25 protein-coding genes are annotated in these 26,028 nt (G+C 62.1%); 10 read left to right on the top strand and 15 right to left on the bottom strand.

Going from position 1 to position 26,028, the window contains the following annotated elements:
* Nucleotides 1-2: 2 nt before the first annotated feature.
* From ACZIRK_RS18710 to ACZIRK_RS18670, 9 genes are all read right to left on the bottom strand, one after another.
* Complete coding sequence (locus ACZIRK_RS18710; protein ID WP_463327894.1) at nucleotides 3-3,263, bottom strand: bifunctional DNA primase/polymerase; 3,261 nt, start codon at nucleotides 3,261-3,263, stop codon at nucleotides 3-5.
* Complete coding sequence (locus tag ACZIRK_RS18705) at nucleotides 3,256-3,519, bottom strand: hypothetical protein (RefSeq protein ID WP_463327893.1); 264 nt, start codon at nucleotides 3,517-3,519, stop codon at nucleotides 3,256-3,258. Before ACZIRK_RS18705 ends, ACZIRK_RS18710 begins: the two co-directional genes overlap by 8 nt.
* Nucleotides 3,520-3,586: 67 nt before the next feature.
* A complete protein-coding gene (locus ACZIRK_RS18700) occupies nucleotides 3,587-3,781 on the bottom strand; it encodes a helix-turn-helix domain-containing protein (RefSeq protein ID WP_463327892.1) in 195 nt (64 codons plus the stop codon).
* A gap of 175 nt (nucleotides 3,782-3,956) precedes the next feature.
* Nucleotides 3,957-4,127: a hypothetical protein gene (locus ACZIRK_RS18695; protein WP_463327891.1), complete on the bottom strand. Its 171-nt coding sequence runs from the start codon at nucleotides 4,125-4,127 to the stop codon at nucleotides 3,957-3,959.
* Nucleotides 4,128-4,141: 14 nt separating this feature from the next.
* Nucleotides 4,142-4,336: a helix-turn-helix transcriptional regulator gene (locus tag ACZIRK_RS18690; RefSeq protein WP_463327890.1), complete on the bottom strand. Its 195-nt coding sequence runs from the start codon at nucleotides 4,334-4,336 to the stop codon at nucleotides 4,142-4,144.
* Between the two features lie 114 nt (nucleotides 4,337-4,450).
* Entirely contained in the window at nucleotides 4,451-4,903 is a 453-nt protein-coding gene (locus tag ACZIRK_RS18685) for a hypothetical protein (RefSeq protein WP_474418307.1), read from the bottom strand.
* A gap of 28 nt (nucleotides 4,904-4,931) precedes the next feature.
* Nucleotides 4,932-6,185 (bottom strand): tyrosine-type recombinase/integrase, encoded by a 1,254-nt coding sequence (locus ACZIRK_RS18680; protein WP_463327888.1) that lies wholly within the window; start codon nucleotides 6,183-6,185, stop codon nucleotides 4,932-4,934.
* A gap of 424 nt (nucleotides 6,186-6,609) precedes the next feature.
* A complete protein-coding gene (locus ACZIRK_RS18675; protein WP_474418305.1) occupies nucleotides 6,610-7,896 on the bottom strand; it encodes an amidohydrolase family protein in 1,287 nt (428 codons plus the stop codon).
* Between the two features lie 166 nt (nucleotides 7,897-8,062).
* The gene (locus ACZIRK_RS18670; RefSeq protein ID WP_130229862.1) at nucleotides 8,063-9,166 is read right to left on the bottom strand and encodes an oxidoreductase; all 1,104 of its coding nucleotides are present in this window, start codon (nucleotides 9,164-9,166) and stop codon (nucleotides 8,063-8,065) included.
* Between the two features lie 152 nt (nucleotides 9,167-9,318).
* Between ACZIRK_RS18670 and ACZIRK_RS18665 the strand changes: the two genes are divergently transcribed.
* The 5 genes from ACZIRK_RS18665 (at nucleotide 9,319) to ACZIRK_RS18645 (ending at nucleotide 14,379) form a co-directional block, all read left to right on the top strand.
* Nucleotides 9,319-10,263 carry a LysR family transcriptional regulator gene (locus ACZIRK_RS18665; RefSeq protein ID WP_130229863.1) on the top strand — a complete coding sequence of 315 codons (945 nt, stop codon included), beginning with the start codon at nucleotides 9,319-9,321 and terminating at the stop codon, nucleotides 10,261-10,263.
* A gap of 360 nt (nucleotides 10,264-10,623) precedes the next feature.
* On the top strand, nucleotides 10,624-11,532 hold the full coding sequence (locus ACZIRK_RS18660; protein ID WP_463327887.1) for a glycosyltransferase family 9 protein: 909 nt from the start codon (nucleotides 10,624-10,626) through the stop codon (nucleotides 11,530-11,532).
* Between the two features lie 142 nt (nucleotides 11,533-11,674).
* Nucleotides 11,675-12,472 carry an enoyl-CoA hydratase/isomerase family protein gene (locus tag ACZIRK_RS18655; protein ID WP_245475072.1) on the top strand — a complete coding sequence of 266 codons (798 nt, stop codon included), beginning with the start codon at nucleotides 11,675-11,677 and terminating at the stop codon, nucleotides 12,470-12,472.
* Between the two features lies 1 nt (nucleotide 12,473).
* Nucleotides 12,474-13,739: a CaiB/BaiF CoA transferase family protein gene (locus tag ACZIRK_RS18650; RefSeq protein WP_463327886.1), complete on the top strand. Its 1,266-nt coding sequence runs from the start codon at nucleotides 12,474-12,476 to the stop codon at nucleotides 13,737-13,739.
* Between the two features lie 136 nt (nucleotides 13,740-13,875).
* Nucleotides 13,876-14,379, top strand: coding sequence for a winged helix-turn-helix transcriptional regulator (locus tag ACZIRK_RS18645; RefSeq protein WP_130225668.1), 504 nt, complete (start codon nucleotides 13,876-13,878; stop codon nucleotides 14,377-14,379).
* Here ACZIRK_RS18645 and ACZIRK_RS18640 read toward each other — a convergent pair.
* From ACZIRK_RS18640 to ACZIRK_RS18625, 4 genes are read right to left on the bottom strand one after another with little or no spacing between them, the layout of a single operon-like run.
* Nucleotides 14,359-15,213: an FAD binding domain-containing protein gene (locus ACZIRK_RS18640; RefSeq protein ID WP_130225667.1), complete on the bottom strand. Its 855-nt coding sequence runs from the start codon at nucleotides 15,211-15,213 to the stop codon at nucleotides 14,359-14,361. The genes ACZIRK_RS18645 and ACZIRK_RS18640 overlap by 21 nt on opposite strands.
* Complete coding sequence (locus ACZIRK_RS18635) at nucleotides 15,210-17,579, bottom strand: xanthine dehydrogenase family protein molybdopterin-binding subunit (RefSeq protein ID WP_130225666.1); 2,370 nt, start codon at nucleotides 17,577-17,579, stop codon at nucleotides 15,210-15,212. Before ACZIRK_RS18635 ends, ACZIRK_RS18640 begins: the two co-directional genes overlap by 4 nt.
* A gap of 5 nt (nucleotides 17,580-17,584) precedes the next feature.
* The gene (locus tag ACZIRK_RS18630) at nucleotides 17,585-18,067 is read right to left on the bottom strand and encodes a (2Fe-2S)-binding protein (RefSeq protein ID WP_463327885.1); all 483 of its coding nucleotides are present in this window, start codon (nucleotides 18,065-18,067) and stop codon (nucleotides 17,585-17,587) included.
* Nucleotides 18,068-18,104: 37 nt separating this feature from the next.
* Nucleotides 18,105-18,743, bottom strand: a complete 639-nt coding sequence (locus tag ACZIRK_RS18625) for a hypothetical protein (RefSeq protein WP_130225664.1) — start codon at nucleotides 18,741-18,743, stop codon at nucleotides 18,105-18,107.
* A gap of 222 nt (nucleotides 18,744-18,965) precedes the next feature.
* Between ACZIRK_RS18625 and ACZIRK_RS18620 the strand changes: the two genes are divergently transcribed.
* Nucleotides 18,966-19,463, top strand: coding sequence for a winged helix-turn-helix transcriptional regulator (locus tag ACZIRK_RS18620; RefSeq protein ID WP_130225663.1), 498 nt, complete (start codon nucleotides 18,966-18,968; stop codon nucleotides 19,461-19,463).
* A 124-nt stretch (nucleotides 19,464-19,587) separates the two neighbouring features.
* Here ACZIRK_RS18620 and ACZIRK_RS18615 read toward each other — a convergent pair whose 3' ends face one another.
* The gene (locus tag ACZIRK_RS18615; RefSeq protein WP_130225662.1) at nucleotides 19,588-19,809 is read right to left on the bottom strand and encodes a hypothetical protein; all 222 of its coding nucleotides are present in this window, start codon (nucleotides 19,807-19,809) and stop codon (nucleotides 19,588-19,590) included.
* Nucleotides 19,810-19,928: 119 nt separating this feature from the next.
* Here ACZIRK_RS18615 and ACZIRK_RS18610 point away from each other — a divergent pair, with 119 nt between their 5' ends.
* Genes ACZIRK_RS18610 through ACZIRK_RS18600 form a run of 3 tightly spaced genes read left to right on the top strand, consistent with a single transcriptional unit; the run spans nucleotide 19,929 to nucleotide 23,671 of the window.
* Nucleotides 19,929-20,657, top strand: coding sequence for a gluconate 2-dehydrogenase subunit 3 family protein (locus ACZIRK_RS18610; protein WP_130225661.1), 729 nt, complete (start codon nucleotides 19,929-19,931; stop codon nucleotides 20,655-20,657).
* Between the two features lie 10 nt (nucleotides 20,658-20,667).
* Nucleotides 20,668-22,446, top strand: a complete 1,779-nt coding sequence (locus ACZIRK_RS18605) for a GMC family oxidoreductase (RefSeq protein ID WP_130225660.1) — start codon at nucleotides 20,668-20,670, stop codon at nucleotides 22,444-22,446.
* Complete coding sequence (locus ACZIRK_RS18600; RefSeq protein ID WP_130225659.1) at nucleotides 22,439-23,671, top strand: c-type cytochrome; 1,233 nt, start codon at nucleotides 22,439-22,441, stop codon at nucleotides 23,669-23,671. The genes ACZIRK_RS18605 and ACZIRK_RS18600 overlap by 8 nt, the downstream gene beginning before the upstream one ends.
* Before the next feature lie 16 nt (nucleotides 23,672-23,687).
* Here ACZIRK_RS18600 and ACZIRK_RS18595 read toward each other — a convergent pair whose 3' ends face one another.
* Complete coding sequence (locus ACZIRK_RS18595) at nucleotides 23,688-24,431, bottom strand: IclR family transcriptional regulator (RefSeq protein ID WP_130225658.1); 744 nt, start codon at nucleotides 24,429-24,431, stop codon at nucleotides 23,688-23,690.
* A gap of 287 nt (nucleotides 24,432-24,718) precedes the next feature.
* Here ACZIRK_RS18595 and ACZIRK_RS18590 point away from each other — a divergent pair, with 287 nt between their 5' ends.
* Nucleotides 24,719-25,939, top strand: coding sequence for an ABC transporter substrate-binding protein (locus tag ACZIRK_RS18590; RefSeq protein WP_130225657.1), 1,221 nt, complete (start codon nucleotides 24,719-24,721; stop codon nucleotides 25,937-25,939).
* Nucleotides 25,940-26,028: the final 89 nt, after the last annotated feature.

Genomic DNA, 26,028 nt, shown 5'->3' with positions numbered 1-26,028 from the left:
CTCTACGGGTTCTGTTCGAGGTCGTCAAAGAACGCAGCGATTGATTGCAGCGCATCGCTCGCGAGCTTCACGCGGTCGGCCGTGTCCCTGCCGATCTTGGCAAAGGTGGCGCGGTCCTTGGCCCGCTCAACCTTAAGGGTCGCGAGCGGACCTAGCTTGGCTTCCAGCCACGTGCGCAAGGCGGCCACGCCGCCGGGCATGATGCCGGGGAGATAGAGGCCGGTGTTCGGCTTCTGGCCGGGGCCTGCCTTCCGGTAGGTGAACCGGCGGGTGGGCGAGGTTGCCCCGGAATGTCTAATAAGAGACTCTATAGAGAAACCGGGGCAACCTCCGACCTTCTCGGCGGCGTGTTTCGAGACCTCGAACGCCGTCAGGGCGTCGCGGCTATTCGACAGGATTACGCCGACCACCGCCATATCGGCCAACGCGCCGGGAGCTACATCGTCCCACCGCTCGACCGCATGAACCGGGATCGGCAACGGCACGTCGCAGACAACATCCAGCCAACACGGCTCAGCGCGCCGGTGGGGACGCAAACGGCCGATGGCCTGTAGCAATTCGCCTTCCGTGATCCGCCAGCGTAGCGCCTCCGCAAGCGGCTCAGGATGCCTCTCTGCCGTGGTCGCGACTACCGAGCCATCAGCAAGCTGGATGCCACCGTTCGACCGATCGAGGAACCGATCCTCGCCAACGACAGGCCGCCCGGCGAAGACCGACGCGGTTTTCTCTACGTCGGACCGCCTGGGGGCAGGACGCCCGATCACGATCAGTCCGGCGACGTCCTGCATGTCGTTCATGCCGGCCAGCGCCCCGAAGTGCCGAGCGATCACGTTGGCAGGAAGCTGCCCCGCGATCTGATCAAGCACGCCCTTGTAGGTGATGACGCCGATCTGCTGGGGGAAGGCTAAGGCGGCCCGCAGCCGAACGAACCGGACAACGTCCAGCACGTTGCGCGGCTTGGGGGCGTCCCATAGTCCGAGCTTTCCCATGCTGACCGGGGCACCGATGATCTGCCGCACCCGGACATGATCGGGCCACTTGGCGGTAACGTCCAGCTGTTCGGTCACCACCGGCGAAAGGTCGGGGTTTTGGATTTCGCCAAGCGCAATTGCGATCAGCGAAGCCGGCGGCGCGGTGGCGTCGAGAACCAGCGTCGGCGCGTCACGCCATGACGGATGCGCCGTCCGCAGCGGCATCACAGACACCTTGCCGCCCTCAACCGTAATCCGCCCCGAGTGCGTTCGGTCGCCGATGGTGGCTTCGATCTTCCATTCCTCAAGAAAGATCGCGGTCTCATGCCAAAGCGCCCCGGCGTCCCGGGCAAGCTCGTTCCGGGCCGCATGGCGATAGGCGGCGGTCTTGAGTTCGCTTTCCCGCATGTCGGGGCGCAAGATCGTTGAGGTGATGCGGCGTTGTTCGAGCCAACCGGCTGCATTGGCGATTTCGGCATCAATCCCGTGGTTGATCAGCGCGGCGCGGGCCAACGGGCCATCGCCGTTCGCCTTGATAGCGGCGGCAAGCCGGTGGCGAAATCGCTCAACCGCGTCGTGGTCTTCGTCTTTACAGCCCTCGATCTTTGATCCGAGCAGCGCGGCTACATCGATCTTCACCGGGTCGCCGATTGCACCGTCAATGAACGACTCGTCAATTACGACCGCATCCGGCGGGGAAATGAAGTCCGGCCGCTTCGAGTACAGCAACGCCGCCGGTGTGACCCATACGGACGGCCGCGCCTCGCGCTGGCGTTCCATGCCGCACACCTTCGCGAGCGGGCAGCGGACAATCTCGTTATCGATCCTGCGTTCGCAAACAGAATCCCGGATACTGACGCCAAGATCACGCGCGGCTTTGTAGGCCGAGATGTTGCGGCACATGAGATGCTCGGGCGCGAGCGGGTCGGGACGTTCATAGCCGCGATAGACTTCAGCCTTGACGCCATCCGCAGCTAAGTCCGCCGCGATCTGTTCCGCAAGATCATGGCGGGGCACGACATAGGCGATGCTGCGGCCGAGCCGAGCTTGCTTCGCGGCGCCCTCCCGCGCGGCGTGGGTTTTGCCGATACCGGCTTCCGACCGCACCACCGTGACCGGATGCACCGGCAGGAACAGCGGCGGCTTGAGTGCCGCCTGATTCCGAACAGCGATGCCGTTCAAAATGGCGGCGGCAAGCTCGGGGCCGGTGAGCGTCTGAAGACGCTCGGTGGCATCTTCAAGGGGTACACGCTGGTCTGGATAACTCGGCACCACCGCCGATGCAGGGACGCCATTCCGCAAATTGATTAGAGGCGCGTCAGGGAGCCCGAGCTTATCGCGGAGCCAGTCGCGCGCCTCGCCGTAACTGATCTCGCACGCCCTTGCGGTGATTGTGATGGCGGAAAACGTCTCGCCCGAACCAAAGTCAACGATACCGGTCGGATGGATGCCAAGATTTGCGCTGCGCGCGGCGGCCCCGCGACCCGAGCCGGACGCGCGCCATGGCGCCACGGCGCGATAGCCCGCACCATGTCTGCGGAGCTTCGGCAGGCCAAGATCGGGCACCCAGGACGACAGGGTCGCGAGCGCGGCCGAGTTCACGTCATCATCGCCCCAGATACCGGGCGCGTTGTTGTGCGCAGGCCGTTCACCGGCGGCGCCACGCGGCTGGCGACGCTCGCTATCCGCCCAACCGAACCGCGCAAGCACTTCCTCCATCGCCGCGACATGCGCACCGGTGATCCCCGGAAGCGCGGCAAGGGGCGTATCGAGAAGCGTCCGCTCGGTGGTCCATTCATAAGAACGGCCGGTATCGGGATGGCAGCTAGGGGGTAAAACCGTCTGTTTGCCGACGCTCAGAAAGTCGAGCAGCCCCCGCTTATCGGCGGTGCGGTAGTTTTTCGACGGCAGCGGCTCGGTGGCGCGAAATAGCGCCGTCCGACCTTTCCGTCCTCGCTTGGCGACCATGACCGGCGGCAGCACCGCGAGGATCGGATCAACCAAGGCGTCATCGTCAATATCGACCGCGACGACGCCACCGAAGCCGGTGGCGAGGCCAAGCCCGCCGCCGCAGCGGTCGGCCATCCTTCCCCAGGCAGCAGTCTTGGCGGCGGACGCGCGTTCGGTGCAGAAGCTCTGCCAGCCGGGCAAGCCGAACCACGGTCCATCGCCTTCATCGGTGACGAAGCCGCGATAGATGCCAGGAGACTTCGTGCCCGCGCCGATCGGCAACAGCGAATAGCCGTTGCCGTGCATCGCTTGTGCGGCGCGCTCGAAGGCGGATTCAGGCACAGCGCGTGCTCAGACAGTCCGCCTGCCGCGCGTGCTTATAGAGGCGCATCAGGCGGCTGCGCGGCGTGCCGCCTCGAAACATGAGGTCCAGAAAAGAACGCACGTCGCGGACGCTCAATTCGTAAAAGCCGCCGTCGTGGTGGTAGAGCCGGACGCGACTATCGAACGGCGAACCGCGATCGATGTAACTGGCGCGAATGCCGTGAGGGCAACCAAAATTGCCTGACGAACAGGCGGCAGGGAGCGTAGGGTTCATTTGTTCAGCCTTCCGTCTTTCTCTTGACCCGCCGTGCCCTCCCAAGCACGGCGGGTTTCTTCTTGGGTTACGCGGCCATGCCGCCGGGTGCGATGCTATTGGCCTGCATGAAGGCCGCAAGGTCTTCACGCCGGTAACGAGGCGAGCGGCCAACACGAACGTAGGCGGGGCCGTAACCCTCGCGCCGCCAGCGCGCCAAGGTTTTGACTGACTTCCCGAGGAAGTCAGCGACTTCGGCTTCCGCAAGAAAATTGATGTCCACGGTCTTGCTCCATAGGTCCGAGTAGGTGTGAGGATATTTGAGGAGTTTCGAGGATTTGTCGGGGCTGTTTCGGTATCCCTTGCCAAAAATCCTCTTGCACAAGGCAAAAACACCGACGCGAGGCAAGACACCGCGTCGGTGTTGATGTTTTGTTGAGAAGTAAGGGCGTGAAGCGTCAGGCAAGCCCGGCATCGATCAGGGCTGCGCGGTCCCGCAGCGCCTTTGCGCACAAGGCTTGGTCGGTCGGGCCGAGCCTGACTTCCTCGGTGCCTTCAAGGGCTTCGGCAAGCGCGAGGGCATACTTGGCGCGGTCGGCGGTGGAGTCGAGATTGTCGATGTTGATCATCGGTGCGTTCTCCCTCACGCTGCGGTCTTGGCGCGGCCGGAGAGTCCCGCCATCCACGTTTCAATTTCAGCCGCGTCGAAGAAACGCGACCGGCTGATATAGATCGGCGCGGGGAAGCCATTCGTTCGCAGCTTCACAAGTCGCTCGAACGAAGAGCGGGGCATGTCGAGGCGTTCACGCACGGCCTCAGACTTAATCAGTTGCTTCATGTTGAACCTCTTGGGCCTGGTGATATCTCAAGAGGTATCGCGAGAGCGGGGCTTAGTCGTCTCATTTAACTACCCCACTTTGCTGGAATCTGTCCGTCGCTCATCCGTCGATCGCTACAAAGAGCGAAGCTCACCGTCCGCCATGTAATGCACGCCACCGTGTTGCTTCATGGCGTTGTGCACGGTGGTCTTGCTGACGCCCTTTTCCTTGCACGTCATCTCGACGGCTGCCGCCGACGAAAAGCCGGCCCGCCGCAACTTCTCAACCTTAACTGCAATGTCAAAGGCGCGGCGCGCTCTGAACGTGGCGCCTCCCGAATCGCGATTCCGGCCGTCTTTCCAGATTCTTCCGACCGTTTCGTTATCGATCGTCGCCCGCCTGTCACCGTTGTGCGCTCGCTCGGCAATAGACCCCACCGCCTCCGCGAAGCGGTCGATTTCGGCATTGATCGATTCGGGAATCTCGCAACCGTACTTTCGCGCGAGAAAGAAGGCACGCCACGCTGCGGACGCATCGCCTTCGCGCTCGAATATCTCCACCATAACCGCGATTTCGCTGCGTGCCATTTCTTGAGCCGAGGGGAGGGGTGCCATGTCACGCCCCCGCCTTGAAGGGCACGACGTTTGACTCGCGCGCCGCCGTCAGGTCGGCGAGGAAATCCGCCCATAGGTTGAGCGCGTGCCGCTTCTCGGCGGCAAAGGTGTGAAGCTGATAAACCGCCATCACGCCGCGCATCTGATGGTTCAACACGCGCTCGACAGTCACCACGTCCACGCCCAGCCGGGGCATCGTCGTTGCTGCCGTTCGTCGCAGGTCATGCAGCCGCCAAGGCTCGATTTTGGCCGCGTCGGGATCATCGCCGCGCTCCGCCGCGTCTTCCCGCGCGATCTCAAGCATTTTCTCATCAAGGCAACGCTTCGCGTGCCCCGCCGAGAGGGGGCGCCGCTCCGCGTGCCGTGTCGAGAACGACTCGAACACGCGCGGCGCATCCTTAATCCTGTCCATGCCGGACAGAAGCGCGACGGTAGCCGGGGCGAGGGGGACGACGTGCGCCTGTCCGTTCTTTGACCGCGCGCCCGGGAGGGTCCACGTCGGGGCGGCGCTGTTTAAGTCGAGTTCCAGCCATTCCATTTCCGCGACTTCGCTTAGGCGCTGATCTATCGCCCGCAGCAAGAGACGCAATTCGTCGTCGGTCAGCACGCGGTCGCGCGGCGTTTCCTTCACCGCTGCGGTGCCTTCGAAGGGGTTGGTCGCGACCAGCTCTTTAGCGATACACCAGTTGAAAAAATGCCGCCCGTAAGACCGAAGCCGCTGCGACTGGATAGGCGCGCGCGACTTCATCGCGTCGAGAACCCGGATTGCGTCGCGGCGTTGAATGTCGTCGATCCGCCGCTTGGCCCAGCTCTTAAGCTCTCTGCTCAGCACGCGCCGCACTTCGTCGCCGGACCTCAGATGGTCCGCGTGGTCCGCGTAGTATCGGCCCAATACCTTCTCGACGGTGTCGTCCTTCCGGCGGGCCTCCCGTTCCTCGGCAGCGATGCGGGCGGCTTCCGCCCTGCGTGTAGCGCGCTTCTGTTCGGCGGGGTCAATGCCCATCGCACGCTGCCTGCGCGCATCACCAGCCGCCTCACGGGCTTGCGTCAGCGTAAGTGCGCCCCGACCGCTGGCGGGACCGATCACCACGGTCATATCCTTCTTATCGCTGCGCCGGAACCTGTAGACGAACGACTTCGCACCGGACGGATACACCAGCACCCGCAATCCAGGGTGCCCGGCGTCCGGCAAGGCGTAGCGCGTCGCCTTCGGTTTCGCATGCTCGATCGCCTTCGCGCTTAGTGGCTGCCGCATCAGCTATCCCCCAGTCCTTCTTCCAAGCCCCACTCTAAGCCCCACCTAGATGTTGTATATGGTGGCAGTTCCTGAAGTGTCGCCTGATGCCACTATAGCGTTATGACATTGAAAGGAAAGGGTTTCGGCTTCTCAGTGGAGGTTTATGGTTGTGCGTGAAAATCCGAAAAAGCTGACTGTAAATCAGCCGCCTCATGGCTTCGCAGGTTCGAGTCCTGCCTCCCCCACCATCATGTTAAGGCCTGACGATCAACGCCGAAGCTGCAGAAAATTCCCTTGGGCATTCTATCCTCGCTTCTTGGTCGAGTGTCTCGATCATCATTTTTCCAAGGTCGTCGTTATTCGCGTTCTCGGACGGCGTAGCCTCTCGGCGAAAGCGCCCGGCGGCGCGGTCTATCCGCCGCGCCGCCGCAGACGTGGGCGATCAGGCTGTCGTCTTGAACAGGTCGGGATGGTGGCCGCTGACCTCCGCGAGCCACTGGCGCGAGGCCTCGACGTCGCGGCGCAGTTTGGGGACGTCAACGTCGACCAGCTTGCCGCCGCGCTTGCGGAAGGAGCCAGCCACCATGACGGTGTCGATATCGGAACGCTCGACCGCCTGCACGACCGCCGCAACGGCGTTGGTGACCGGAAAGACCGCGATGCTGTCGGTACGCACCATGATCAGATCGGCCTTTTTGCCGGGTGCGAGCGTGCCAATCGCGTGTTCGAGACCGGTGACGCGCGCGCCATTGACGGTGGCGGCCTGCAACACGGCCTCGACTGTGATCGGCGCTGGAACGTTCGGCTCGCCGCGCAGCACACGGTAGCGCATCGCGGCACGCTGCTGATGGAAGAGGGCATGCATCTCGCCGAACATGTCGCTGCCGTAGGTGGTTTCCACGTCGATGCCCAACCCGGGCTTAAAGCCGTGGTCGATCGCCTCTTGATAGGCGAAGCGCTCGTCGTCGAAGCCGAACAATACGTCTGAACGCGGGTTGACCGTCACGTTGACGCCGGCCTCGGCGAATACCTTCCATGTGTCCTGCGGGAGCCGTGCGCAGTGATTGAAAATGGTGTGCGGCCCAAGCAGACCAGGTTTCGCGAATTCAGGGGGAAGTTTGTTGTAATCGCCGACCATCTCGAAGAGCACGCGCATATCCAGCCTCCGGGCGACTTCGAACTCGTCCAGCTTGAACTTGAGATGTCCGAAATAGCCGACCTGCACGAGGCCATATGCATGGTTCCATCTCTTGGCGAGGCGCTTCAGGTCCCCTGGCAGATGGCCGTCGGTGAATTGCTTGTCCATCGGAGCGCCAACCATGTGCAGCGCGCGGATGCCGCTATCGCGAAGCGCGTCGAGTGAAGCGTCGCTATGCTCAGGGCCGCGGGTATTATGCGCGGCGTCGAGGAGGGTCGTGATGCCAGCGTCCAACGACGCCAGGGCGGTCAGTTTGGTGCTCAGATAGGTGTCGAGCGGCCGATATTTCGAGCCAATCTTCTCGGCAACGAGGTCGATGTAAGCGAAGAGGTCGGCGCAATCGGGCATTACCCGACGTTGCACCCCCAGCCACACATGGTGGTGGGCATCGATGAACCCGGGCAGGATAATGCATCCCTTGGCATCGATCACCTCCGCTTCGTCGACCTGGATATTCGGAGCGATCTCTTCGATGTGATCGCCACGAACGAGGATGTCGCCAGTGGTGAGGTTAGGGACGCGCTCATCCATGGTCAGGATGGTCGCGCCCTGGAATAGAATGTTGCGTTTGGCCATTTGCTGCCTCCTTGATGGTGTGGATGGGGAACGGAAAGAATGGCGGAAAGCCGACAGCCTCACCTAGGCCATCCACCAACCAGAGAGCCCTCCTCGGTCAGTCCAGGGAGGCGACAGATACCTACATCGCGAGCTCGCTCGCTTTGATGTTCGCTATAGGTGCGAGGATCGCGGGATTGAACTCGTTGAGCGCGCGGCGCATCGACAGACGGTTCGGCATGTCCGGGTTCGCGAGGGCACCCCGGCCGATCGTCACGATATCGGCGCCATGGTCTAGTGCTGCCATTGCCTGCCCAATATTATGCAAGCTGCCATTGGCTAAAATTGTCGCCTTTGAGGCGTAGCGCTTGGCGAGGTGCATCAAGGACGGGCCTTGCTCGCCGAAAGCGGGCTTCCACGCTTCGAACTCGGTCACATGGATGAAGTCAGCTCCGGCATCGGCGAGGCTGCCGAAGATGACTTCGGCGTCGCGCTCGGCACCGGCCCATTTATGAAAGTGGTCGTTCACCTTGCCTTGGGATATACGGACCCCGACCGGCACCGCGGCCCCGACCTTCGCCCGAACCTTCCTGAAGGTTTCGACGATCAGCCGCACGCGATTTTCGATGGCGCCGCCCCAGCGATCCGTTCGTTCATTGGCATAGTCCGTCAAGAATTGGTCGAGCAGATAGCCGTTGGCGCCATGGATTTCCACGGCGTCGAATCCGGCCACCTCGATTGCCCGCGCAGCCGAGGCGCCGAAACCAGCGATGGTGTCGGTGATTTGCTCTTCCGTGAGCGCGGCGGGCACAGCGTAGGCGCCGTTGCCGTGGTAGAACTGCATCTGTTGGCCCTTGGGCTGGATTGCGGACGGCCCGACCGGATTTTCGCGAAAGCAATTGCTTTGGCTGATTGCCCCGGCGTGCATGAGTTGGGCGACCGCCAGCACGCCGTGCGTCTTGATGCCCCTTACGACCGGCTTCCAGGCATTGGCCTGTTCATCATCAGTGATGCCGGGCTGATGGATATAACCCTGCGAGAAGGCCTGATCGGTGTAGATGCCTTCTGTGATGACCATCCCGAAACCGCCCCGCGCGAACCGCTCATAGTAGCGGGACATGGTTTCGGTAGCTCGGCCGTCCTCCGTGGCACTGACGCGCGTCATCGGTGCAACGGAAATGCGGTTCTTGACAGTGCTGCCGTTTATATCAACAGGCGCGAAAAGCGCCTCGCTATCAGCGTACATTGTGCAGGTCTCCATCCGGCGCGGACGTGACGCCAAATGAGCTGCGGCCCATCTTTTGACGGCGAACCAGCTCTGCACACGGAAATAGCTCAGGCCGAGAAAGCGCAGAAGCCGAGCTGGTCGATAATCACTTTATCGATTAGTGTTACAGTATGGACCTAGCAAACGTCGCCCTGTTCCGCACGATAGCGGCCGCCGGCAGTCTTTCTGCCGCGGCGCGACAGGTGGGCGGAACGCCGATGCTGGTTAGCCGAAGGCTAGCGGCGCTGGAGGCTGAACTAGGTGTTCGCCTCTTTCATCGCACCACGCGCTCTCTCGCTCTCACGCCGGACGGCGAGGCCTTTCTTCCGCATGCGAACGCCTTGCTGGAAGCCAGGGAGACGGCGCTGGCGTCGATAGGATCCGGGGAACGCGGCGTGAGCGGGATGCTGAAGATGACCGCTCCTAGTCTGATCGGCCGCTCGATCGTGGTCCCCGTAGTAACGAGCCTGCTTGCCGACAACCCACTTCTTCGGGCCGACGTCACTTTGACGGACGGTGTCATGGATCTCGCCGCAACTGGTCTGGATCTTGCCGTTCGGGTATCGCCTCTCGTGTCTTCAGACATGATCGCCGCGCACCTGGCGTACAATCCGCGTGTCGTATGTGCGGCACCTTCCTACATCGCGCGTCACGGGAAGCCGTCATCGATCGACGATCTGGCCTGCCACACTTGCCTGAAACTGCACGCTATGGAGACCTGGCCGTTTCAGATCGCTGGCGAACTACATCGTGTCCGGATCGACGGATCGTTTTCAGCCAACAGTGTTGACGCTGTTCGCTCCGCCTGTATCGAAGGCTTGGGCATCGCAATGCTGAGTTACTGGGATGTCTGGAAGGGGCTGTCCAATGGCGATCTCCAACAGATCGACCTGGACCGCACCCTCCCTGACGAACTTGGTGTCTGGGCCGTATATCCGTCCCGCAAGCACACACCACCGCGAGTTCACGAATGCATACGCGCCCTCAAGAGCCGTTTCATCGAACTCTCGGCACGAACTCGCTCGGTAGGAGCCCGCATTGGCGACACCTTCAATGAGCTGCGGAATCTCGGCTAGCAGAGCTTACGCGTACCATTGGTCATGGTCGGGCACACAAAATGTTGATGACGCAGCCGCAACTGCGCTGACACAAGATGCAGCTATCCGGCGCTGTCAGACGGTGGCGTTTGTTGCAACGACGATGCTTCAAGAAAATATCGATCCGCTCAGGCAGCGAGTGAAGGCTGCAGACTGAGATGGTCTTCCAATAGTCAGCTAGCGTCGCTCAGCCCGCGCTCTCTACTGGTTACAGTCGCAACCCGATTGAATGATTCACGACACGATCGCGTAACAGCTTCGAACCATGGTCCGGAGCAGCCTGCGGGCCAGGCGGAGAATATCGGCGACAGCGCGATTCTGAGCGTTTGGGTTTGAATGATGGCATCGGCCACCGTCGGGATTCTGAACGGATTCGGACGCGCGCTTGGCGACGCGATCGTCGGCCTGCAGGCACTCCAGTTGGCGATCCGGGTCGGCGTCGTACCACCGCGGCCGCTACTGTTTCGGCTTCCTGGTCTCTCCAAGATGGTCGAAGCTGTCCACGCCGCCGCTGACTTCGCCGATATTCGAACGCTTTCTCCCGAGTTTGCGCGGCCGATCGATCTTGGTGACGCAGTTACTCGCGTCATCGACATTCGCGACTTTGCGTTCGATCCGGAGTTCCAGTGCAGGGCGATGATCGATTTCTTCCTGCAACGCCTCGGCGTAGCGGCGGAGCAGGTGCCGGCAGGCTGGCGACGAAATAGCTGGCTGGCATCGCGGGTCAGACCGGCGCGACCTGCCTTGCCAAGCGGCTATGTCTTGGTCTGCCCGAAGGCGTCAATGCGACTGCGCGAAATGCCGGACGAGGTCCACGCGCATGTTCTCCGACGCGCGCTTGCGGTCGGGCCCGTCGTGACGCAAGGGACCGTCCCCGATGCACTCAGCCGCAAAGTCGTTCATTTGGAGCCCTGTGCCACGCTCGACGAACTGTGCGGCATTGTGCGTCACGCGCGATGGATTATTTCGACTGACACCGGGATGGTGCATCTGGCCGATGCCTTCGGCGTAGCGTGCCTGGCGTTCTTTCCGACCCATCGTCCCGAATGGCGCGTGCGTGACTATCCTCGCACCCTGTCGTTCGAGTTGTCGTCTCGGTTGCCGCGTGGCATCGAATTCGCCCGCGGACCGGACGACTATGCGCTGGCGAGGTCGAGCTGGTTTCCCAACGGAGATGATCTTGGGTGGCTGGTTAGACGAGGCGCAACGCTCATTCGGAGGCGGTGGATCATAGAACTCCATCTATGAGTTGCCTCCTGCTGGAGCGCCCGCGCGCCAAGGCCGTCATCGGACAACGACTCGTGACTTGCAAAATGCAAGTCATGATGTAGTGTTCTCCGAAACGAGAATACGGCCATTGCGAAGCAGCGCCGACACACAGGAGGCAATTTTGTCCGAGGACGTGCTCGTGACGCGCGAAGAGCGCGGCAACATCTCCGTTTTGACCATGGTTTATCGGCCGTACAACCTGCTCGGCCCAAAGCTCATCAATGCGCTTGTCGAGCAGGTGGAGGCGGCCCAGAGGGTCGGCAGCCGCGCTATCGTGATCCGCAGCGGACTGCGCCATTTCTCTGCCGGCGCGGATCTGGATATCTTCGACAAGCGGGTCGCCGCGGGTGCCGCTGATCAGGCCAGCGAAAACAGGCGGCTCAACGGCGTCGAGTTCCTGCGTTTCATGGAGTTGTTGCCAATTCCGCTGATCGCCAGCGTTCACGGCGTCTGCCTTGGCGGCGGACTCGAGCTTGCGCTCTCCTGCGACTACATCATCGCCGCCTCTTCGGCAAAGATCGGATCGGTCGAGGCGACGCTCGGGCTGCATCCTCTGCTCGGCGGAATCCAGCGGCAGGTGCAGCGTATCGGAGCTCAGCGCGCCAAGGAGATGTCGATGCTGGCGCGGCGCTACGACGCGCCGACGCTGGAGAAGTGGGGGCTGATCAATCTGACGGTTCCGGAGGAGTCGCTGGAGCAGACCACGATGACGCTTGCGGAAGAATTCGCGCAGGGTCCGACCGTGGCGCATGCGGCCACCAAGCAACTCGCGTACATCGCGGTCAATGAAGGTGTCGCTGCTGCCGATGAGGCGATGGCGAGGGTGCAGGCGCCGATCTGGACCTCGGAAGACCTGAAGACCGGTCTCGCGTCATTCCGCAAGAATGGCCCGGGCCTCGCAAAATTCGCGGGGCGCTGACATGAGCGGCCCTTTAAGCGGAATCCGTGTTGTCGACTTCTCCCGTGTGCTCGCCGGCCCGTTATGCGCACGGACGTTGCAGGATCTTGGTGCCGAGGTCATCAAGATCGAGCCGCCAAGCCCGGATGTCTCGCGCTTTGCATTTCCATCGAGCGACGGCATGTCGGGCTATTACGCGCAGCAGAATGCCGGCAAGCGCAATGTCAGCATCAATCTCAATGTGCCCGGTGCCTATGAGCTGGCGCTGAAGCTCTGCGACACGGCCGATGTCGTCGTCGAGAATTTCCGTGCGGGCACGCTGGGTTTCTTCGGTCTCGACTATGAGACTCTGTCAAAGCGAAATCCGCGATTGATCTATGCCTCGATCACCGGCTATGGCCAGGGAGGACCGTGGCGGAGTCGGATGGCATACGCGCCGACGGTGCAGGCCGAGGCAGGTTTCACCGAGAACAGCGTTCGTCATTATGGGAGTGCGCTGACTGAGCCGCGCACGGACAGTCTATCGCACGCCGATGTCTATGCCGGACTGCAGGCTGTGATCGCCATCCTGGCAGCGCTCAACAGCCGCCAGAAGTCCGGACGCGGCCAGTACATCGATGTCGCGATGGCTGCGACGCTGCTCGCGGTCAACGAACGGGCGCATGTCGATCTTTCCGACGATGATATCGGCGCCGAACCCGCCGTGCTTGGTGCCACCGATTGCTCGTTCTTTACCGGGCCGCAAGGCGAGCACTTCACGGTCGCGACCAGCATTGTCGGAAGCCGGACCTTTCCGTCGTGGTTGCGCGCGATGCGCCGAGCGGACCTGATGGACGATCCGCGATTCTCCAGCGCGGCCGCGCGCCGGCTGAATTTCGGTGCGCTTCACCAGATCATCCAGTCGTGGATACTGACCTTCCCGGATATGGCGACCTTGGACGCCCAGTTCGATGAAGCCAAGATCGCGATGGGCGAGATCCGCTCGATCAAGGAACTGACGGCATCGGAATGGAGCGACTATTGGGGAGCCGTGCAATACGTCTCCGACCGCAGCGGTGGTCAGTATCGCCTGCCTGGACGTCCCTGGCGCTTTTCGGCCGAAGAGCTGACGCCGATCGGCACTCCAGCCTTTCAAGGTGAGCATAATGCCGCGGTGTTCGGCGAACTCGGCGTCAGCGAAGCTGAATTGAAGCGCTTGAGCGAAGCCGGCGTACTGGTGACACATCGGCGCGCACTTGAGCCTGAGACCGCCGTCAAGCCGCAGACCGAGCCGGGTCAGGCGGCCTGATCCACCGAAAACAGGCAAGCTACGCTGACACTGGACATACGCGAACTCGCCCCAATATGGTACGGGCTCGAGTTCGGAGCTGAAGAGAGCTATGTCCGGCGTCAAGCAAAGCCGTCTCGCAAACAAGGAATGTTCCATGGCGCGAGCCATGGAAATCGTCGGCGATCGCTGGACGATCCTGATCCTGCGAGAGGCCTATTATGGTGTGAAGCGGTTCGACGAATTCGAGTACTATGTCGGCGTGGCGCCCAATATCCTGAGCAGTCGGCTGAAGAAACTTGTCGAGGCAGGCGTCATGGCTCGTGTGCCGTTGCCCGAGCACGCCGGCCGATACGAATATGTTCTGACCGACAAAGGGCGCGACTTTTTCCCCGCCTATCTTGCACTCAAGAAATGGGGGGACAGTTGGCTCGCAGAGCCGGAGGGGCCGCAGGTGGTTTTTCGTGAGCGCCGCGCCGGACATCCGATCGAGTATCCGGAACTGCGGACGGCCGGCGGCAAGCCGCTGCGTCTCGAAGACATCGAGGTGGTCCCGGGAGCCGGCGCCGTGCCGTTCAACCGCAAGCGGTTCGGCGGCGCGGCCTCGGCCGGGAAGACGACCGAACCGCCCCAACGCGCCTCACGCAGCAAGAGCAAGTAGCGCGCGCGTTATTTCCGTTCTGACCAGGCTGGCGCGATACTCGGCCGATGCGTAGCGGTCCGACAGGCACTCGGTCGCTGCGCTCTGGAGCCTCGCGGCCTCTCCGATATTTCCTTGTGACAATGCCTTGCCAGCCAGGAATTTTGCCGCGACATCTCCCGCAAATGCGTGCCCCGCCGCGCCGGTGACGCCGATCGAGACGTCTGCGGCGACGCCGACGTTGACGCGCACGCCGGCAGCCACACCGACGACGGCATAGCCGCTCGCAGGATGCCGGATTTTCCGATAGCTGAAGCGCGTATCCGCCGCCGGGCGCGGAATATGGATGGCGACCAGCACCTCGTCGGGCTCCAGCGCCGTGGAGAAGATATCGACAAAAAAGTCATTCGCCGCTACGCGTCTTGATCCGCTGGCGCTTGCGACCTCCAGTTCCGCCTTCAGCGCGATCACGATGGCCGGCCAATCGGCTGCGGGATCGGCATTGGCGAGTGATCCACCAATAGTGCCGCGGTTGCGCACCTGCGGATCGGCAATCAAATTGGCCGCCTGACGGAAGATCGGAAGCACCTGGTGTAGCGCGTTGGATGCAAGCAGTTCGGCATGTGTCGTCAGCGCGCCAATGCTGATGGTGTCCTCGCCGACCAGGATTCCTTTCATTTCCGCGACGCCGCGGATATCGACGAGCAGCGCTGGCGAAGCAAGCCGAAGCTTCAGCGTCGGGATCAGCGTGTGGCCTCCGGCGACCAGCTTCGTGCCGTCTGGATCACGGCGCAGGAGATCGATCGCCTCGGCGAGCGAGCCCGCGCGAACATAGTCGAAGGGCGCAGGGATCATTGGCCTGCTCCGTTGCGCGCGCTCTGGACCGCCGCCCAGATGCGCGGCGGCGTCAGCGGCATATCGAGGTGGCTGATGCCGAAGGGCGACAACGCGTCGAGCACGGCGTGAACCATGCAGGGCGGCGCCGCAATCGAGCCGCTTTCGCCGATGCCTTTGACGCCGATCGGATTGGTCGGGGAGGGGGTCTCCTGGAACAGCGAGGTGATGCTGGGCACATGCTCGGCACGCGGCACGGCGTAGTCGAGCAGCGAGCCGGTCAGGAGCTGTCCGCTGTCAGGATCGTAGCTGACCTCTTCATAGAGTGCCTGGGCAATGCCCTGCACGACGCCACCGTGGATCTGGCCCGCCGCCAGCAGCGGATTGATCAACGTGCCGACGTCGTCGACCGCGACATAGTCGATGATGTCGACGATCCCGGTCTCGGGATCGACCTCGACATAGGCAAGATGGACGCCGGACGGCGCGCTCATTCCGGTCGGATCGTAGAAGACGGTTTCGTCGAGGCCAGGCGTGACCCCATCGGGGAGCTTGTGTCCGACATAGGCCATGCGCGCGACCTTGCCGAAGGCCAGAGGTGCGATGTCGGTGCCGGGCACACTGAACTGGCCCGCGGCATAGGCGACGTCCTTCTCGTCGACCTCCAGCATGCCCGCGGCGATCTTCTTTGCTTTCGCGACGATGCGCTCCGAGCAGACATGCAGGCTCGATCCGCCCACTGCCATCGAACGCGAGTTGAAGGTGCCGTGGCCAGCCTGCACCTGGCGGGTATCGCCCTGAATCACGTCGATGTTCTCGATCGCGATTTGCAGCACGTCGGCGGCGATCTGCGACAGCGAGGTGACGTGGCCATGGCCCTGGCTCATCGAACCCGAATACACCGTGGCGCGGCCGCTGGAATCGATCGCAACCCGCGCGCTCTCCCAGCCGCCGCGATCGAATCCGATCAGCGCAAGACGCCGCGACGGCGCCATGCCACACATATGCGTGTACGCGGCAACGCCGATGCCGCGGTAGATGCCGTCGCGGCGCAAGGTGTCGCGTTCGTTCCGGCGAGCGTCGTAGTTGAAAGCGGCGAGGGCCTTGTCGAGAAGGCCCTGATAATTGCCGCTATCGTAGATCACGGCCATGCCTCCATAGGGCCGGTAGGGAAAATCGGCGAGCTGAATGAAATTCTTCCGCCTGATCTCGACCTGATCCAGATTCAGATGACGCGCCACGGCGTCGATGGCGCGCTCGGCGATATAGGCGCCCTCCGGCCGGCCATAGCCACGATAGGCATCGACGGGCACGGTGTTGGTGACGACGACGCGCGACGTCGCCTCGTAGTTCGCGATTCTATAATTGCCGGTGCCGAAATTGACGGTGTTAACGGTCGGCCCACCGCTCGCCATGTTGGAGAGATAGGCTCCGACATTCCCGAGCGTTTCGACTTTCAGTCCGAGAATGATGCCGTCATTTTTGATCGCCACCTCGATATTTTCAGTGTGGGCGCGGCCATGGTTGGTCGATTGATGGCTCTCGGAACGGCTTTCCCACCATTTCACTGGTACGCCGAGTTCGCGCGCGAGATGCGGACAGAGCAGCTCCTCCGGATAAAGATGCATCTTGGCACCAAAGCCGCCGCCGATATCGGGCGCGACGACGCGCAATAGGTGTTCCGGAATGCCGACGGTCTCGGCGATCCAGCGCCGATGCATCTGCGGGACCTGGCTTGGCATGTACACCGTCAATGTGCCGTCGGGCTCGGGCGCGGCGACCACGCTGCGCGTTTCCATGCAGGTCGGAATCAGGCGGTTGTTGACGAGGCGCAGCTTGAGAACCTGATCGGCTCCGCGGACGGCCGTGGCATAGTGCCCGCCGCGCACCTTGTACACGGTCGTGATGTTGCCGGGCACGTTGTCATGAAGCTGCGGCGCGTCGGCGGCGATCGCGGCTTCTTCGTCGATGACCGCAGGCAGCACCTGATAATCGACGTCGATCAGGCCGACGGCGTCATAGGCTTGCGCTTGCGTCTCCGCCACCACCAGCGCGACGCATTCACCGACGAAACGCACGCGATCGATGGCGACAACCGGGCGAAACGGCACCTTGGTGCCGGGCATGACCCAGTTCGGAACAATCGGACCGATCTTGCCCTGAAGATCCTGACCGGAGAGGGCAAGGCGAACGCCCGGCGCTGCCTTGGCCGCGCCAAGGTCGACGTTCTTCATGATGGCATGCGCATGCGGCGATCGCGCGATCGCCATATGGAGCATGCCGGGCAGCCTGATATCGTCGACATAGCGGCCCTTGCCGGTGAGGAATTTGAAATCCTCGCGGCGCTTCAGCGGCTGGCCGATGTAGGGGAGCACGGTTGCGTTCATGGCGATCAGCCCTTTGCAACGAGGGACTCAACGGCGCGGACGATGTTGTGATAGCCGGTGCAGCGGCAGATGTTGCCGGCTATGCCGTGGCGGATGTCGTCTTCACTTGGATCGGGATGAGCGCGCAGCAACTGGCGCACGCTCATGATCATTCCCGACGTGCAGAAGCCGCACTGCAGCGCGTGATGCTCATGGAAGGCGGTCTGCACCGGATCCAGGGGCGATCCCGCCGGCGACACGCCCTCGATCGTCGTGATCGAGGCGCCGTCAGCCATGACGGCGAGCACGGTGCATGATTTTGTCGCCTGTCCATCGATCTCGACGGTGCAGGCGCCGCATTGCGAGGTGTCGCAGCCGATATGCGTGCCAGTCAGGCCGAGATCGTCCCTGATCAAGTGGACCAGCAGCTTACGGCTTTCGACCTCGAGCGTACGGCGGATGCCGTTGATCTCGATCGTCACCGTGTGACGTTTTTCCGCTTCGACCATATATCCTCCCGTCGCGGTCCGGCGACCGCGTATCTCGTTAGAAGAACCTGACGGCGGCGATGTCGATGGCGACGCCGATCCCGTTTGTCATGGGAGTGCCGTCTGCATTGCGGCGATAGGCTCGACGCTTGGCCGGGATCTTGATGCCGTCGAAGTCGCGATAGTCGGACACGTAGTGGGCGGTCGGAACGCCGCCGATCACATCAGCGAAATAATCGAGCCTCGAAATGAGCCCATCGGCGCGGACATAGAAGACTTGTTGGTGAGAGTGTGTCGCAACTGAGCTGGGGAAGGTCACTTTGAGCCGGCGCCACGTCTCTCCGCTCTCGTTCCAAGGCTCGATCTCCTCGGTCGAAAAGCCCGGCAATGCGAACATGAAGGGCGTGTTGAGATAGTTCCACATCGCATAGCCGCTGAAATAGGCGAGGTGCAGATCGTCCCATGGGGTGGCTGGGGTGTGGTCGGCAAAAGAAGCGCGCGGACTGCTCCGCTCTCTCAGGCGTTTGCCCTCGACAGTATCGATTGCAACCAGATCGGGCCGATAGAAGCTGCGCAGGCCGTCGGCGGTGAATGGCTCGTAGCTGAGCTGCTGGCCGGGGATATCGACCGTGACGCGAACGTCCTTCAGCACCTCAGGCCAGCCTTTTCCGGCCCAGAGCGAACCAACGATCGACATGTCGCCCCTCAATGCCGCGAAACCGTTTCCATTGCGCTGCGCCATGGGCATCCAGAACGAGATCGCGGAGATCTGCCATAGCTGTTTCCTTCCGATCCAAGAGTTCTAATGAGACCTTTAACTCTAATGATAAGAGTGAGCAGAAAGCAAGAGATTTGCAAGGGTTGTGCGCACGTCGAAATTACTCTAATTATTAGAGCGATTTGCGAGGGGGTATGACGAATGCGCTCGAAGAGTTTCGAGGGAATGGTGTGCTCGATTGCCGGCGTTCTGGACGCCGTCGGCGACCGCTGGGCAATGCTGATCCTGCGGGACCTCGGTCTTGGGCTGCGCCGCTACGATGACCTGCGCAAGTCGACCGGCGTCACCCACGCCACGCTGTCCGATCGTCTCAAGCATCTCGAGGAGAATGAGCTGATTGAGCGGCGGCTGTATCAGACCGGGCCCGACCGCTATGAATACGTTCTGACGCGAAAGGGAGCGGACATTATTCTCGTGATCCAGGCACTTGCGCAGGTCGGCGACAAATGGCAGATCGCTGGCGACAAAGGTCCGCCGCTGAAATTCATCAATCAGAGCAGCGGGCGGGCGGTCAAGCTTGCTCTTGTCGACGAAAAATCAGGTGAAGTTGTCCGCCTGCGGGATGTACGGCCGCAGGCCGGTCCGGGCGCCGACGATCTCGTGCGCTGGCGGCTGACGAAGTTCAATGGATCGCGGTGATAGCCAGCTTCACTCGTTGCGCTCACGGCGACCAACGCTCCGGCATCTCACAGCCTATCCTTGGTGACGCTGAGCAAGTCGCATTTTCAGCGTATTGCTCGTGGATGGTCACCTCAGGTAAACATCAGGTATGCCGGGCCATCGTATGATAATGGTGCCGCGTCTGCGCACGGAAGATCTGATGGCTGATCTCTCGGTCCTTCTTCAGCCCGCCGAGCTGCTTTTGGGAGTTCGCCATACCGGTCGATTCCCGAGCCTGCTGCTCCTTGGTCTGGCTCATCGCCGGAGCGGCACCAAGGATCGCGATTGTGATGGCAAGACATAGCATGCGTGGCATGCGTGTCATTGCGTGCTCCTTTCGGTGTTTTCCGGCGTAACGCCGCGGCGGGAGCGACGTTCCTACCAAAGAATTAGGAACTGGCGAACGGCGCCGACGTTGGCCGAGGTAGCTCGATGGGACCTCCCATGCGACGGCGATCGTTCTTATTTTCGCTCGCAGCCTGGCTTGTCGGCACCACGTCGCTGACACGCGCGACCGTCATCCGCGATCATGTGCCTTGGGCGCCATTTCCGAACTCGGCGCCGGAGATCGAGCGGCCAGGACCCTGGCAATTCTTCACCGCCGACGAGGCCCGCGCGATGGAAGCAATCGTCGATCGGATCATTCCGCCAGATCCGGAAACGCCAGGCGGAAAGGATGCCGGCTGCGCCGTCTTCATCGATCGGCAACTCAAGGGGCCCTATGGATCGAACGAGGGATTGTACACGCTCGGCCCGCATGTGAAGGGCATCAAGGAGCAGGGGCCGCAATCGGAGCTTTCGCACGCGCAGCTCTATCGCAAGGGGCTGGCGGGGCTCGACGCCTTCTGCCGATCGAACCACGGCGGCAGGGCTTTTGCCGAATTGAACATCAACGAGCAGGATGAACTGCTGAAGAAGATCGAGGCGGGCGATGCAAAATTCGACGGCGTCGACGCGCAGGGATTCTTCGATGCGCTATTGAAGGACGTACCGGAAGGTTTTTTCGCCGATCCGATCCACGGCGGCAATCGCGACATGGTCGGATGGAAGATGATCGGCTTTCCGGGCATCCGTTACGACTATCGCGACTGGGTGATGCGGCACAACGAGCGTTATCCGTACCCGCCCGTGAGTATCGCCGGCCGCGCCGACTGGACCCCTGCAAAATCGTGAGCGCCGAACAATGGCCCGCAAACTGCCGCCAAAGGATGTCGTGATCGTCGGCCTCGGTTGGACCGGGTCGATCATGGCCTACGAGCTTGCCGATGCAGGCCTCGATGTGGTTGCGATCGAGCGCGGACCCTGGCGCAACACCGCCACCGATTTTCCGCCGGGCTATGCGGCGGACGAACTGCGGTTCCGGATTCGACACGAACTCTTCCTGCGTCCCGACCAGACCACCTTCACCTTCCGCAACAAGATGAATCAGACGGCGCTGCCGATCCGTAGCTGGGGTGCGTTCATGCCGCCCAACGGGGTCGGCGGCGGAGGCGTGCACTGGAACGCGGAGACCTGGCGTTTCCTGCCGTCGGATTTCGTATTGCGCACGCATCTGACGGAACGCTATGGCGCGAGCTTCCTGCCCGAAGACATGACGATCCAGGACTGGGGTGTGACCTATGACGAGCTCGAGCCGCATTACGACCGGTTCGAGTATCTCTGCGGCACGTCAGGCCAGGCCGGCAACATCAAAGGCAAGATCATCGACGGCGGCAATCCTTTCGAAGGGCCGCGCTCGAGGCCCTATCCAAATCCGCCGCAAGACCAACCGTTCAGCTACACGCTGTTTGCCAAGGCCGCCCGCGACCTCGGTTACAAGCCATTCCCACAGCCATCGGGTAACATGTCGCGCCCCTATCAGAACCCGCTCGGCGTGCGGCTTGGTCCCTGCACGTATTGCGGTTTCTGCGAATGGTTCGGCTGCGGCAACTATTCGAAAGCCTCCCCGCAGACCACGATCCTGCCCGCGCTGATGCGTAAGCCGAATTTTTCGGCGCGCGACAACAGCGAGGTGACGCGGATAAGCCTTGACGGTTCGGGCAAACGCGCAACCGGTGTCACCTTTGTCGATACCACCGGCAATGAATGGGAGCAGCCGGCCGATCTTGTGGTGCTATCGGCCTACACCATCTTCAATGTGCAGCTGCTTCTCTTGTCCGGGATCGGCAAGCCTTACGATCCGGCAGCCAACACCGGCGTGATCGGCCGCAACTTCACGCACCAGACGATCTCCGACGTCGTCAGCTTCTTCGACCCTGCCAAATTCATCTTCAATCCTTTCATCGCCTCCGGCGCGATCGGAATGTGCATCGACGAGTTCAACGGCGACAATTTCGATCACGGGCCGCATGGCTTCGTCGGCGGCGGCTATATGGGGCAGGTGCAGACCAACGGTCGGCCGATCGAGACCACTCCGGTGCCGCCGGGAACGCCGCGATGGGGCGCGCAATGGAAGAAGGCAGTGAAGGAGAACTATCTCAGCGCGCTCAAGCCTGGAACCGGCGTGCATGGCAGCATGTACAGCTATCGCGACGTTTATGTCGATCTCGATCCGACCTACAAGGATCGCTTCGGCCGACCGCTGGCGCGAATCACCATGGATTTCCACGACAACGAGATCAAGCAGAACAAGTTCTTGACCGACAAGTTCGCCGAAATCTTCCAGGCAATGGGCGCGCGGCAGGTCCAGAAGGAATATCGTAAGGCACCCTACGACATCACCAAGTACCAGACGACGCATCTGTGTGGCGGTGCGATTATGGGCACCGATCCCGGCACCAGCGCGCTGAACCGCTATTTGCAGAGCTGGGACGTGCCGAACCTGTTCGTGCTGGGCGCGAGCGCCTTTCCGCAAAACGCCGGCTACAATCCGACGGACACGGTCGCGGCGCTGACTTACTGGGCAGCAGATGCGATCCGCGGAAAATATCTCAAGAAACCGGGACAGTTGATCGATGGCTAGAAGGCTGCGGTTCGTGCTTGCGAGCATCGCGCTCGTCGTTGGCGGGTCCGCGGCCACAAGCGCGAGCTTGCAGGATTTCGCAGCGGTGGAGCGCGGCCGCTACCTCCTCAATGCCGCCGACTGCGGAAGCTGCCACACGGTCCCGGGAAGCGATCGTCCCTTCAGCGGTGGGCGAGCGATCGAGACGCCGTTCGGCGTGCTGGTTTCCCCAAACATCACGCCTGATCGGGACACCGGGATCGGCGCGTGGAGCGACGAGGAGTTCGACGCGGCGGTACGGCGAGGGATACGCCGGGACGGCAAGCGGCTCTATCCGGCCATGCCGTTTCCGTATTTCACGCGGATGTCGCGCGAGGACGTCAAGGACATCCGCGCTTATCTCTCGACCGTCGCTCCCGTTCACAACGCAGTTGTCTCCAACAAGCTGCCATTCCCCTTGAATATCCGGACGGCGATGATGGCCTGGGACAAGCTCTACTTCACGCCGGGAGAGTTTCGCGAGGATGCCTCGAAATCTAAGGAATGGAATCGAGGCGCCTATCTCGTGCAGGGACCAGGGCATTGCGGCGCCTGCCACACGCCCAAGACCTGGTTGGGTGGCGACAAGACATCGGCGCTATTGCAGGGCTACACGCTGCAGGGCTGGGTCGCGCCGGATATCACCAGCGGGGAGGGGCCGCTTGCAACCTGGTCCGTCGAAGATCTCGCGCAATATCTGAAGACCGGCCATAACCGTTTTGCGGCGGCTGCGGGATTGATGGGCGAGGTCGTAGACCTCTCGACGTCGAGGCTGAGCGACGAGGACGTCAAGGCCATGGCGACCTACCTGAAGGACGTGACCGGGCCAAAGCCCGTGGCGGACAACTCGTCTGCTGACCAGAAAGTGCTCGCGGCCGGCGGCGCGATCTATCAGGATCTCTGTTCAGCATGCCATAAGTCGGATGGCACCGGAGTTCCGAACCTGATCCCGAATCTCTCGCAAGCCGCAACCGTCAACACGGGCGATCCCACGACAGTGTTGCGGGTGATTCTGCAGGGCGCGCAGAGCGTGGCGACGGATCGCGAACCGACCGGCCCTGTAATGCCGGCATTCGGCTGGCAGCTTAACGACGTGCAGGTCGCGGCTGTCGCCAGCTATGTCCGCAACCACTGGGGCAAGGCCGCGCCGGTCAGCGAGGACCAGGTGAAGCGAGAACGCGAGGCGCTCGAAGCCAGGACGAACTGAGCCTTGGCCGTAAATCTCAATTACTTTCCAGCTCGGACGCGAAGCGGCGCAATGCTTGCTGCATCGTTGCTGCCGTCAGTGCTCTTCGTTCCAGGCACCGAGACGTCGGTCCGGCAACGACGATCGAGAGCTGTCGTGAACTGAGCGGAAGGGAAAGCGCGACGCCTGCCAGATCGGGAATGTACTCCGACGAACTCTGGTGGTACCCGCGCTTGGCCGCGATCTCGAGTTCAGCCTCCACCGCGTCGGCGCTCACGGGCGTGGTTTCGGAAAACGGCTCGAACTTGATCTTGCGATAGATGGCCCGCCGTTCTTCGGGAGAATGCTGCGCCAGGATGGCCCTTCCCACCGAGCTTGCATACACCGGCACCCGGTCGCCCACTTGAGCGAAGTAGCGCACCGAATGCCCGGATTCCTCGACATGCAGGAAGATCGCAGAGGTGCCCGCTAGGGCCGCGATCGCCGTGGTCTCTCCGGTCTCCTTGGCAATTTCTGCCACGAGTGCATAGGCGACTTCTGGAAGCGGCGCCGCGTCCGCAACGGCGCGCGCCAGCGTCAGCCAGCGCGGGCTTGGATAGTAGCCGCTTCGCGCTCGCGTCTCGTAGAGCCATCCCTTGTCGACAATCGTGCCGACAAGATTGAAGGTGCTGGAGCGCGGCCAGCCCAGATCGTCCGAGATCTCGGCCAGCGTCGCCGGTCGTTTGCGGCGCGCAAAGTACTCCAGCAGCTCGAGAACGTTAGCAGCCTGCCTGACCAACATACGAAACCCGCATCTTTCTCCGCGAAGGTTGGTTGCTCCGTCACGTCGAACAACAACTCCCGCTTACTCAGCCGCTGATTGGCGACTCCACGGTCATAGCATCATCCGCTCAGCCGGAAGCTCGTCCCGGAATTTGAGCCAGCGCGTCCTGTGGACTTCGGCTCAGAGGTCGGATCGAAACGCCTTGACTTGAAATTCATATACGTGTCTTGTGAATTCACAATAAAGAATTTCGTTGAAGGCTGGGGCTGCCACCATCAGCGAAAGCCCACGGGGGAGGACCTTTCATGGCTGCATTCAGGAATTTGGTTGCATCGGCGGTGGCGTCGGTTTGCATGGTGACCGCCTCGGCCGCCTTGGCTCAGACCAGTGTCAAGCTCGGCGTGCTCGCCGACATGTCCGGCATCTTCTCGGACATCGGGGGCATGGGGGCCGCCGAAGCGACCAAGATGGCGGTCGAGGATTTCAACAAGCTGCCGGGTTCGGAGAAGTTCAAGATCGAGGTTGTCAGCGGCGACGCGCTGAACAAGCCGGACGTGGCGCGCGGCATCGCCCGCAAATGGTTCGACACGGAGAATGTCGATGCGGTCGTTGACCTGCCGACGAGCGCGATCTCGCTGGCCGTCGCACCCCTCGTTCAGGAGTTGAACAAAGTCGCGCTGTTCACCGCATCGGGCACGTCGGATCTGACTGGCAAGTCCTGCACGCCGAATTCGGTGCACTGGACCTACGATACCTGGGCGTTGTCGCACGGTACCGCCGATGCCATCACCAAGGCCGGCGGCAAGACCTGGTTCTTCGTCACGGCCGACTTTGCCCTCGGGCATTCGCTGGAGCGCGATGCGAGCGCCGTCGTCAACGCGAACGGTGGCAAGGTCGTCGGCAGCGTCAAGCACCCGACTGATTCGAACGACTTCGCGTCCTTCCTGCTTCAGGCGCAGGCGTCGCGCGCCGAGATCATCGCGCTCGCCAATGCCGGTGGCGATACGATCAAGGCGATCAAGCAGGCCTCCGAATTCGGCATCATTGAGGGCGGGCAGAAGCTCGCAGGGATGCTGCTGTTCATCTCGGACATTCACTCGCTTGGCCTGAAGACGGCGCAAGGCCTCCAACTGACCACCGCGTTCTATTGGGACCTGAACGACAAGACGAGGAGCTTTGGCGAGCGCTTCGCGGCTCGGAACAACGGGCGCTATCCGTCGATGAACCAGGCTGGAGCATATTCCGCGACGCTGGCCTATCTGACCGCCGTCGCAAAGGTGGGATCGCCGCGTGATGGCGCCGCCGTCGTCAAGGCGATGCGCGAGCTGGGCACGTTTGACGATCCTCTGTTCGGAAAGACGTCGCTGCGCGAGGACGGTCGCGTTCTTCACGACATGATGCTGATCCAGGTCAAGACGCCCAGCGAATCGAAGAAGCCCTACGACTACTACAAGATCGTTTCGACCATTCCTGCCGAAGCGGCATTCCGTCCGCTCAAGGACGGCGGTTGCCCCCTTGTGAAGTGAGTGTCCGGCTCGGTCGAACGCGAGCGAGCCGGAAATTCAAGCGAGAGCCGCGCCTGCCTTGCGGCGAGCCGCATGGCGGGGCTGCTCCG

Source organism: Bradyrhizobium sp. Leo114 (assembly GCF_055229415.2).
The sequence above is the reverse complement of the archived record's forward strand: the minus strand, read 5'-3'. Positions and strand labels throughout refer to the sequence as shown.

What these genes read in the sequence shown, in the direction of transcription:
- ACZIRK_RS18620 (WP_130225663.1), top strand. Translation starts at nt 18,966, where the DNA reads ATGCGCTCGAAGAGTTTCGAGGGAATGGTGTGCTCGATTGCCGGCGTT.
- ACZIRK_RS18650 (WP_463327886.1), top strand. Translation starts at nt 12,474, where the DNA reads ATGAGCGGCCCTTTAAGCGGAATCCGTGTTGTCGACTTCTCCCGTGTG.
- ACZIRK_RS18690 (WP_463327890.1), bottom strand. Translation starts at nt 4,336, where the DNA reads ATGAAGCAACTGATTAAGTCTGAGGCCGTGCGTGAACGCCTCGACATG.
- ACZIRK_RS18685 (WP_474418307.1), bottom strand. Translation starts at nt 4,903, where the DNA reads ATGGCACGCAGCGAAATCGCGGTTATGGTGGAGATATTCGAGCGCGAA.
- ACZIRK_RS18660 (WP_463327887.1), top strand. Translation starts at nt 10,624, where the DNA reads ATGGCATCGGCCACCGTCGGGATTCTGAACGGATTCGGACGCGCGCTT.
- ACZIRK_RS18705 (WP_463327893.1), bottom strand. Translation starts at nt 3,519, where the DNA reads ATGAACCCTACGCTCCCTGCCGCCTGTTCGTCAGGCAATTTTGGTTGC.
- ACZIRK_RS18590 (WP_130225657.1), top strand. Translation starts at nt 24,719, where the DNA reads ATGGCTGCATTCAGGAATTTGGTTGCATCGGCGGTGGCGTCGGTTTGC.
- ACZIRK_RS18615 (WP_130225662.1), bottom strand. Translation starts at nt 19,809, where the DNA reads ATGACACGCATGCCACGCATGCTATGTCTTGCCATCACAATCGCGATC.
- ACZIRK_RS18665 (WP_130229863.1), top strand. Translation starts at nt 9,319, where the DNA reads ATGGACCTAGCAAACGTCGCCCTGTTCCGCACGATAGCGGCCGCCGGC.
- ACZIRK_RS18600 (WP_130225659.1), top strand. Translation starts at nt 22,439, where the DNA reads ATGGCTAGAAGGCTGCGGTTCGTGCTTGCGAGCATCGCGCTCGTCGTT.
- ACZIRK_RS18605 (WP_130225660.1), top strand. Translation starts at nt 20,668, where the DNA reads ATGGCCCGCAAACTGCCGCCAAAGGATGTCGTGATCGTCGGCCTCGGT.
- ACZIRK_RS18645 (WP_130225668.1), top strand. Translation starts at nt 13,876, where the DNA reads ATGGCGCGAGCCATGGAAATCGTCGGCGATCGCTGGACGATCCTGATC.
- ACZIRK_RS18695 (WP_463327891.1), bottom strand. Translation starts at nt 4,127, where the DNA reads ATGATCAACATCGACAATCTCGACTCCACCGCCGACCGCGCCAAGTAT.
- ACZIRK_RS18610 (WP_130225661.1), top strand. Translation starts at nt 19,929, where the DNA reads ATGCGACGGCGATCGTTCTTATTTTCGCTCGCAGCCTGGCTTGTCGGC.
- ACZIRK_RS18595 (WP_130225658.1), bottom strand. Translation starts at nt 24,431, where the DNA reads ATGTTGGTCAGGCAGGCTGCTAACGTTCTCGAGCTGCTGGAGTACTTT.
- ACZIRK_RS18675 (WP_474418305.1), bottom strand. Translation starts at nt 7,896, where the DNA reads ATGGATGAGCGCGTCCCTAACCTCACCACTGGCGACATCCTCGTTCGT.
- ACZIRK_RS18630 (WP_463327885.1), bottom strand. Translation starts at nt 18,067, where the DNA reads ATGGTCGAAGCGGAAAAACGTCACACGGTGACGATCGAGATCAACGGC.
- ACZIRK_RS18640 (WP_130225667.1), bottom strand. Translation starts at nt 15,213, where the DNA reads ATGATCCCTGCGCCCTTCGACTATGTTCGCGCGGGCTCGCTCGCCGAG.
- ACZIRK_RS18680 (WP_463327888.1), bottom strand. Translation starts at nt 6,185, where the DNA reads ATGCGGCAGCCACTAAGCGCGAAGGCGATCGAGCATGCGAAACCGAAG.
- ACZIRK_RS18670 (WP_130229862.1), bottom strand. Translation starts at nt 9,166, where the DNA reads ATGTACGCTGATAGCGAGGCGCTTTTCGCGCCTGTTGATATAAACGGC.
- ACZIRK_RS18625 (WP_130225664.1), bottom strand. Translation starts at nt 18,743, where the DNA reads ATGTCGATCGTTGGTTCGCTCTGGGCCGGAAAAGGCTGGCCTGAGGTG.
- ACZIRK_RS18635 (WP_130225666.1), bottom strand. Translation starts at nt 17,579, where the DNA reads ATGAACGCAACCGTGCTCCCCTACATCGGCCAGCCGCTGAAGCGCCGC.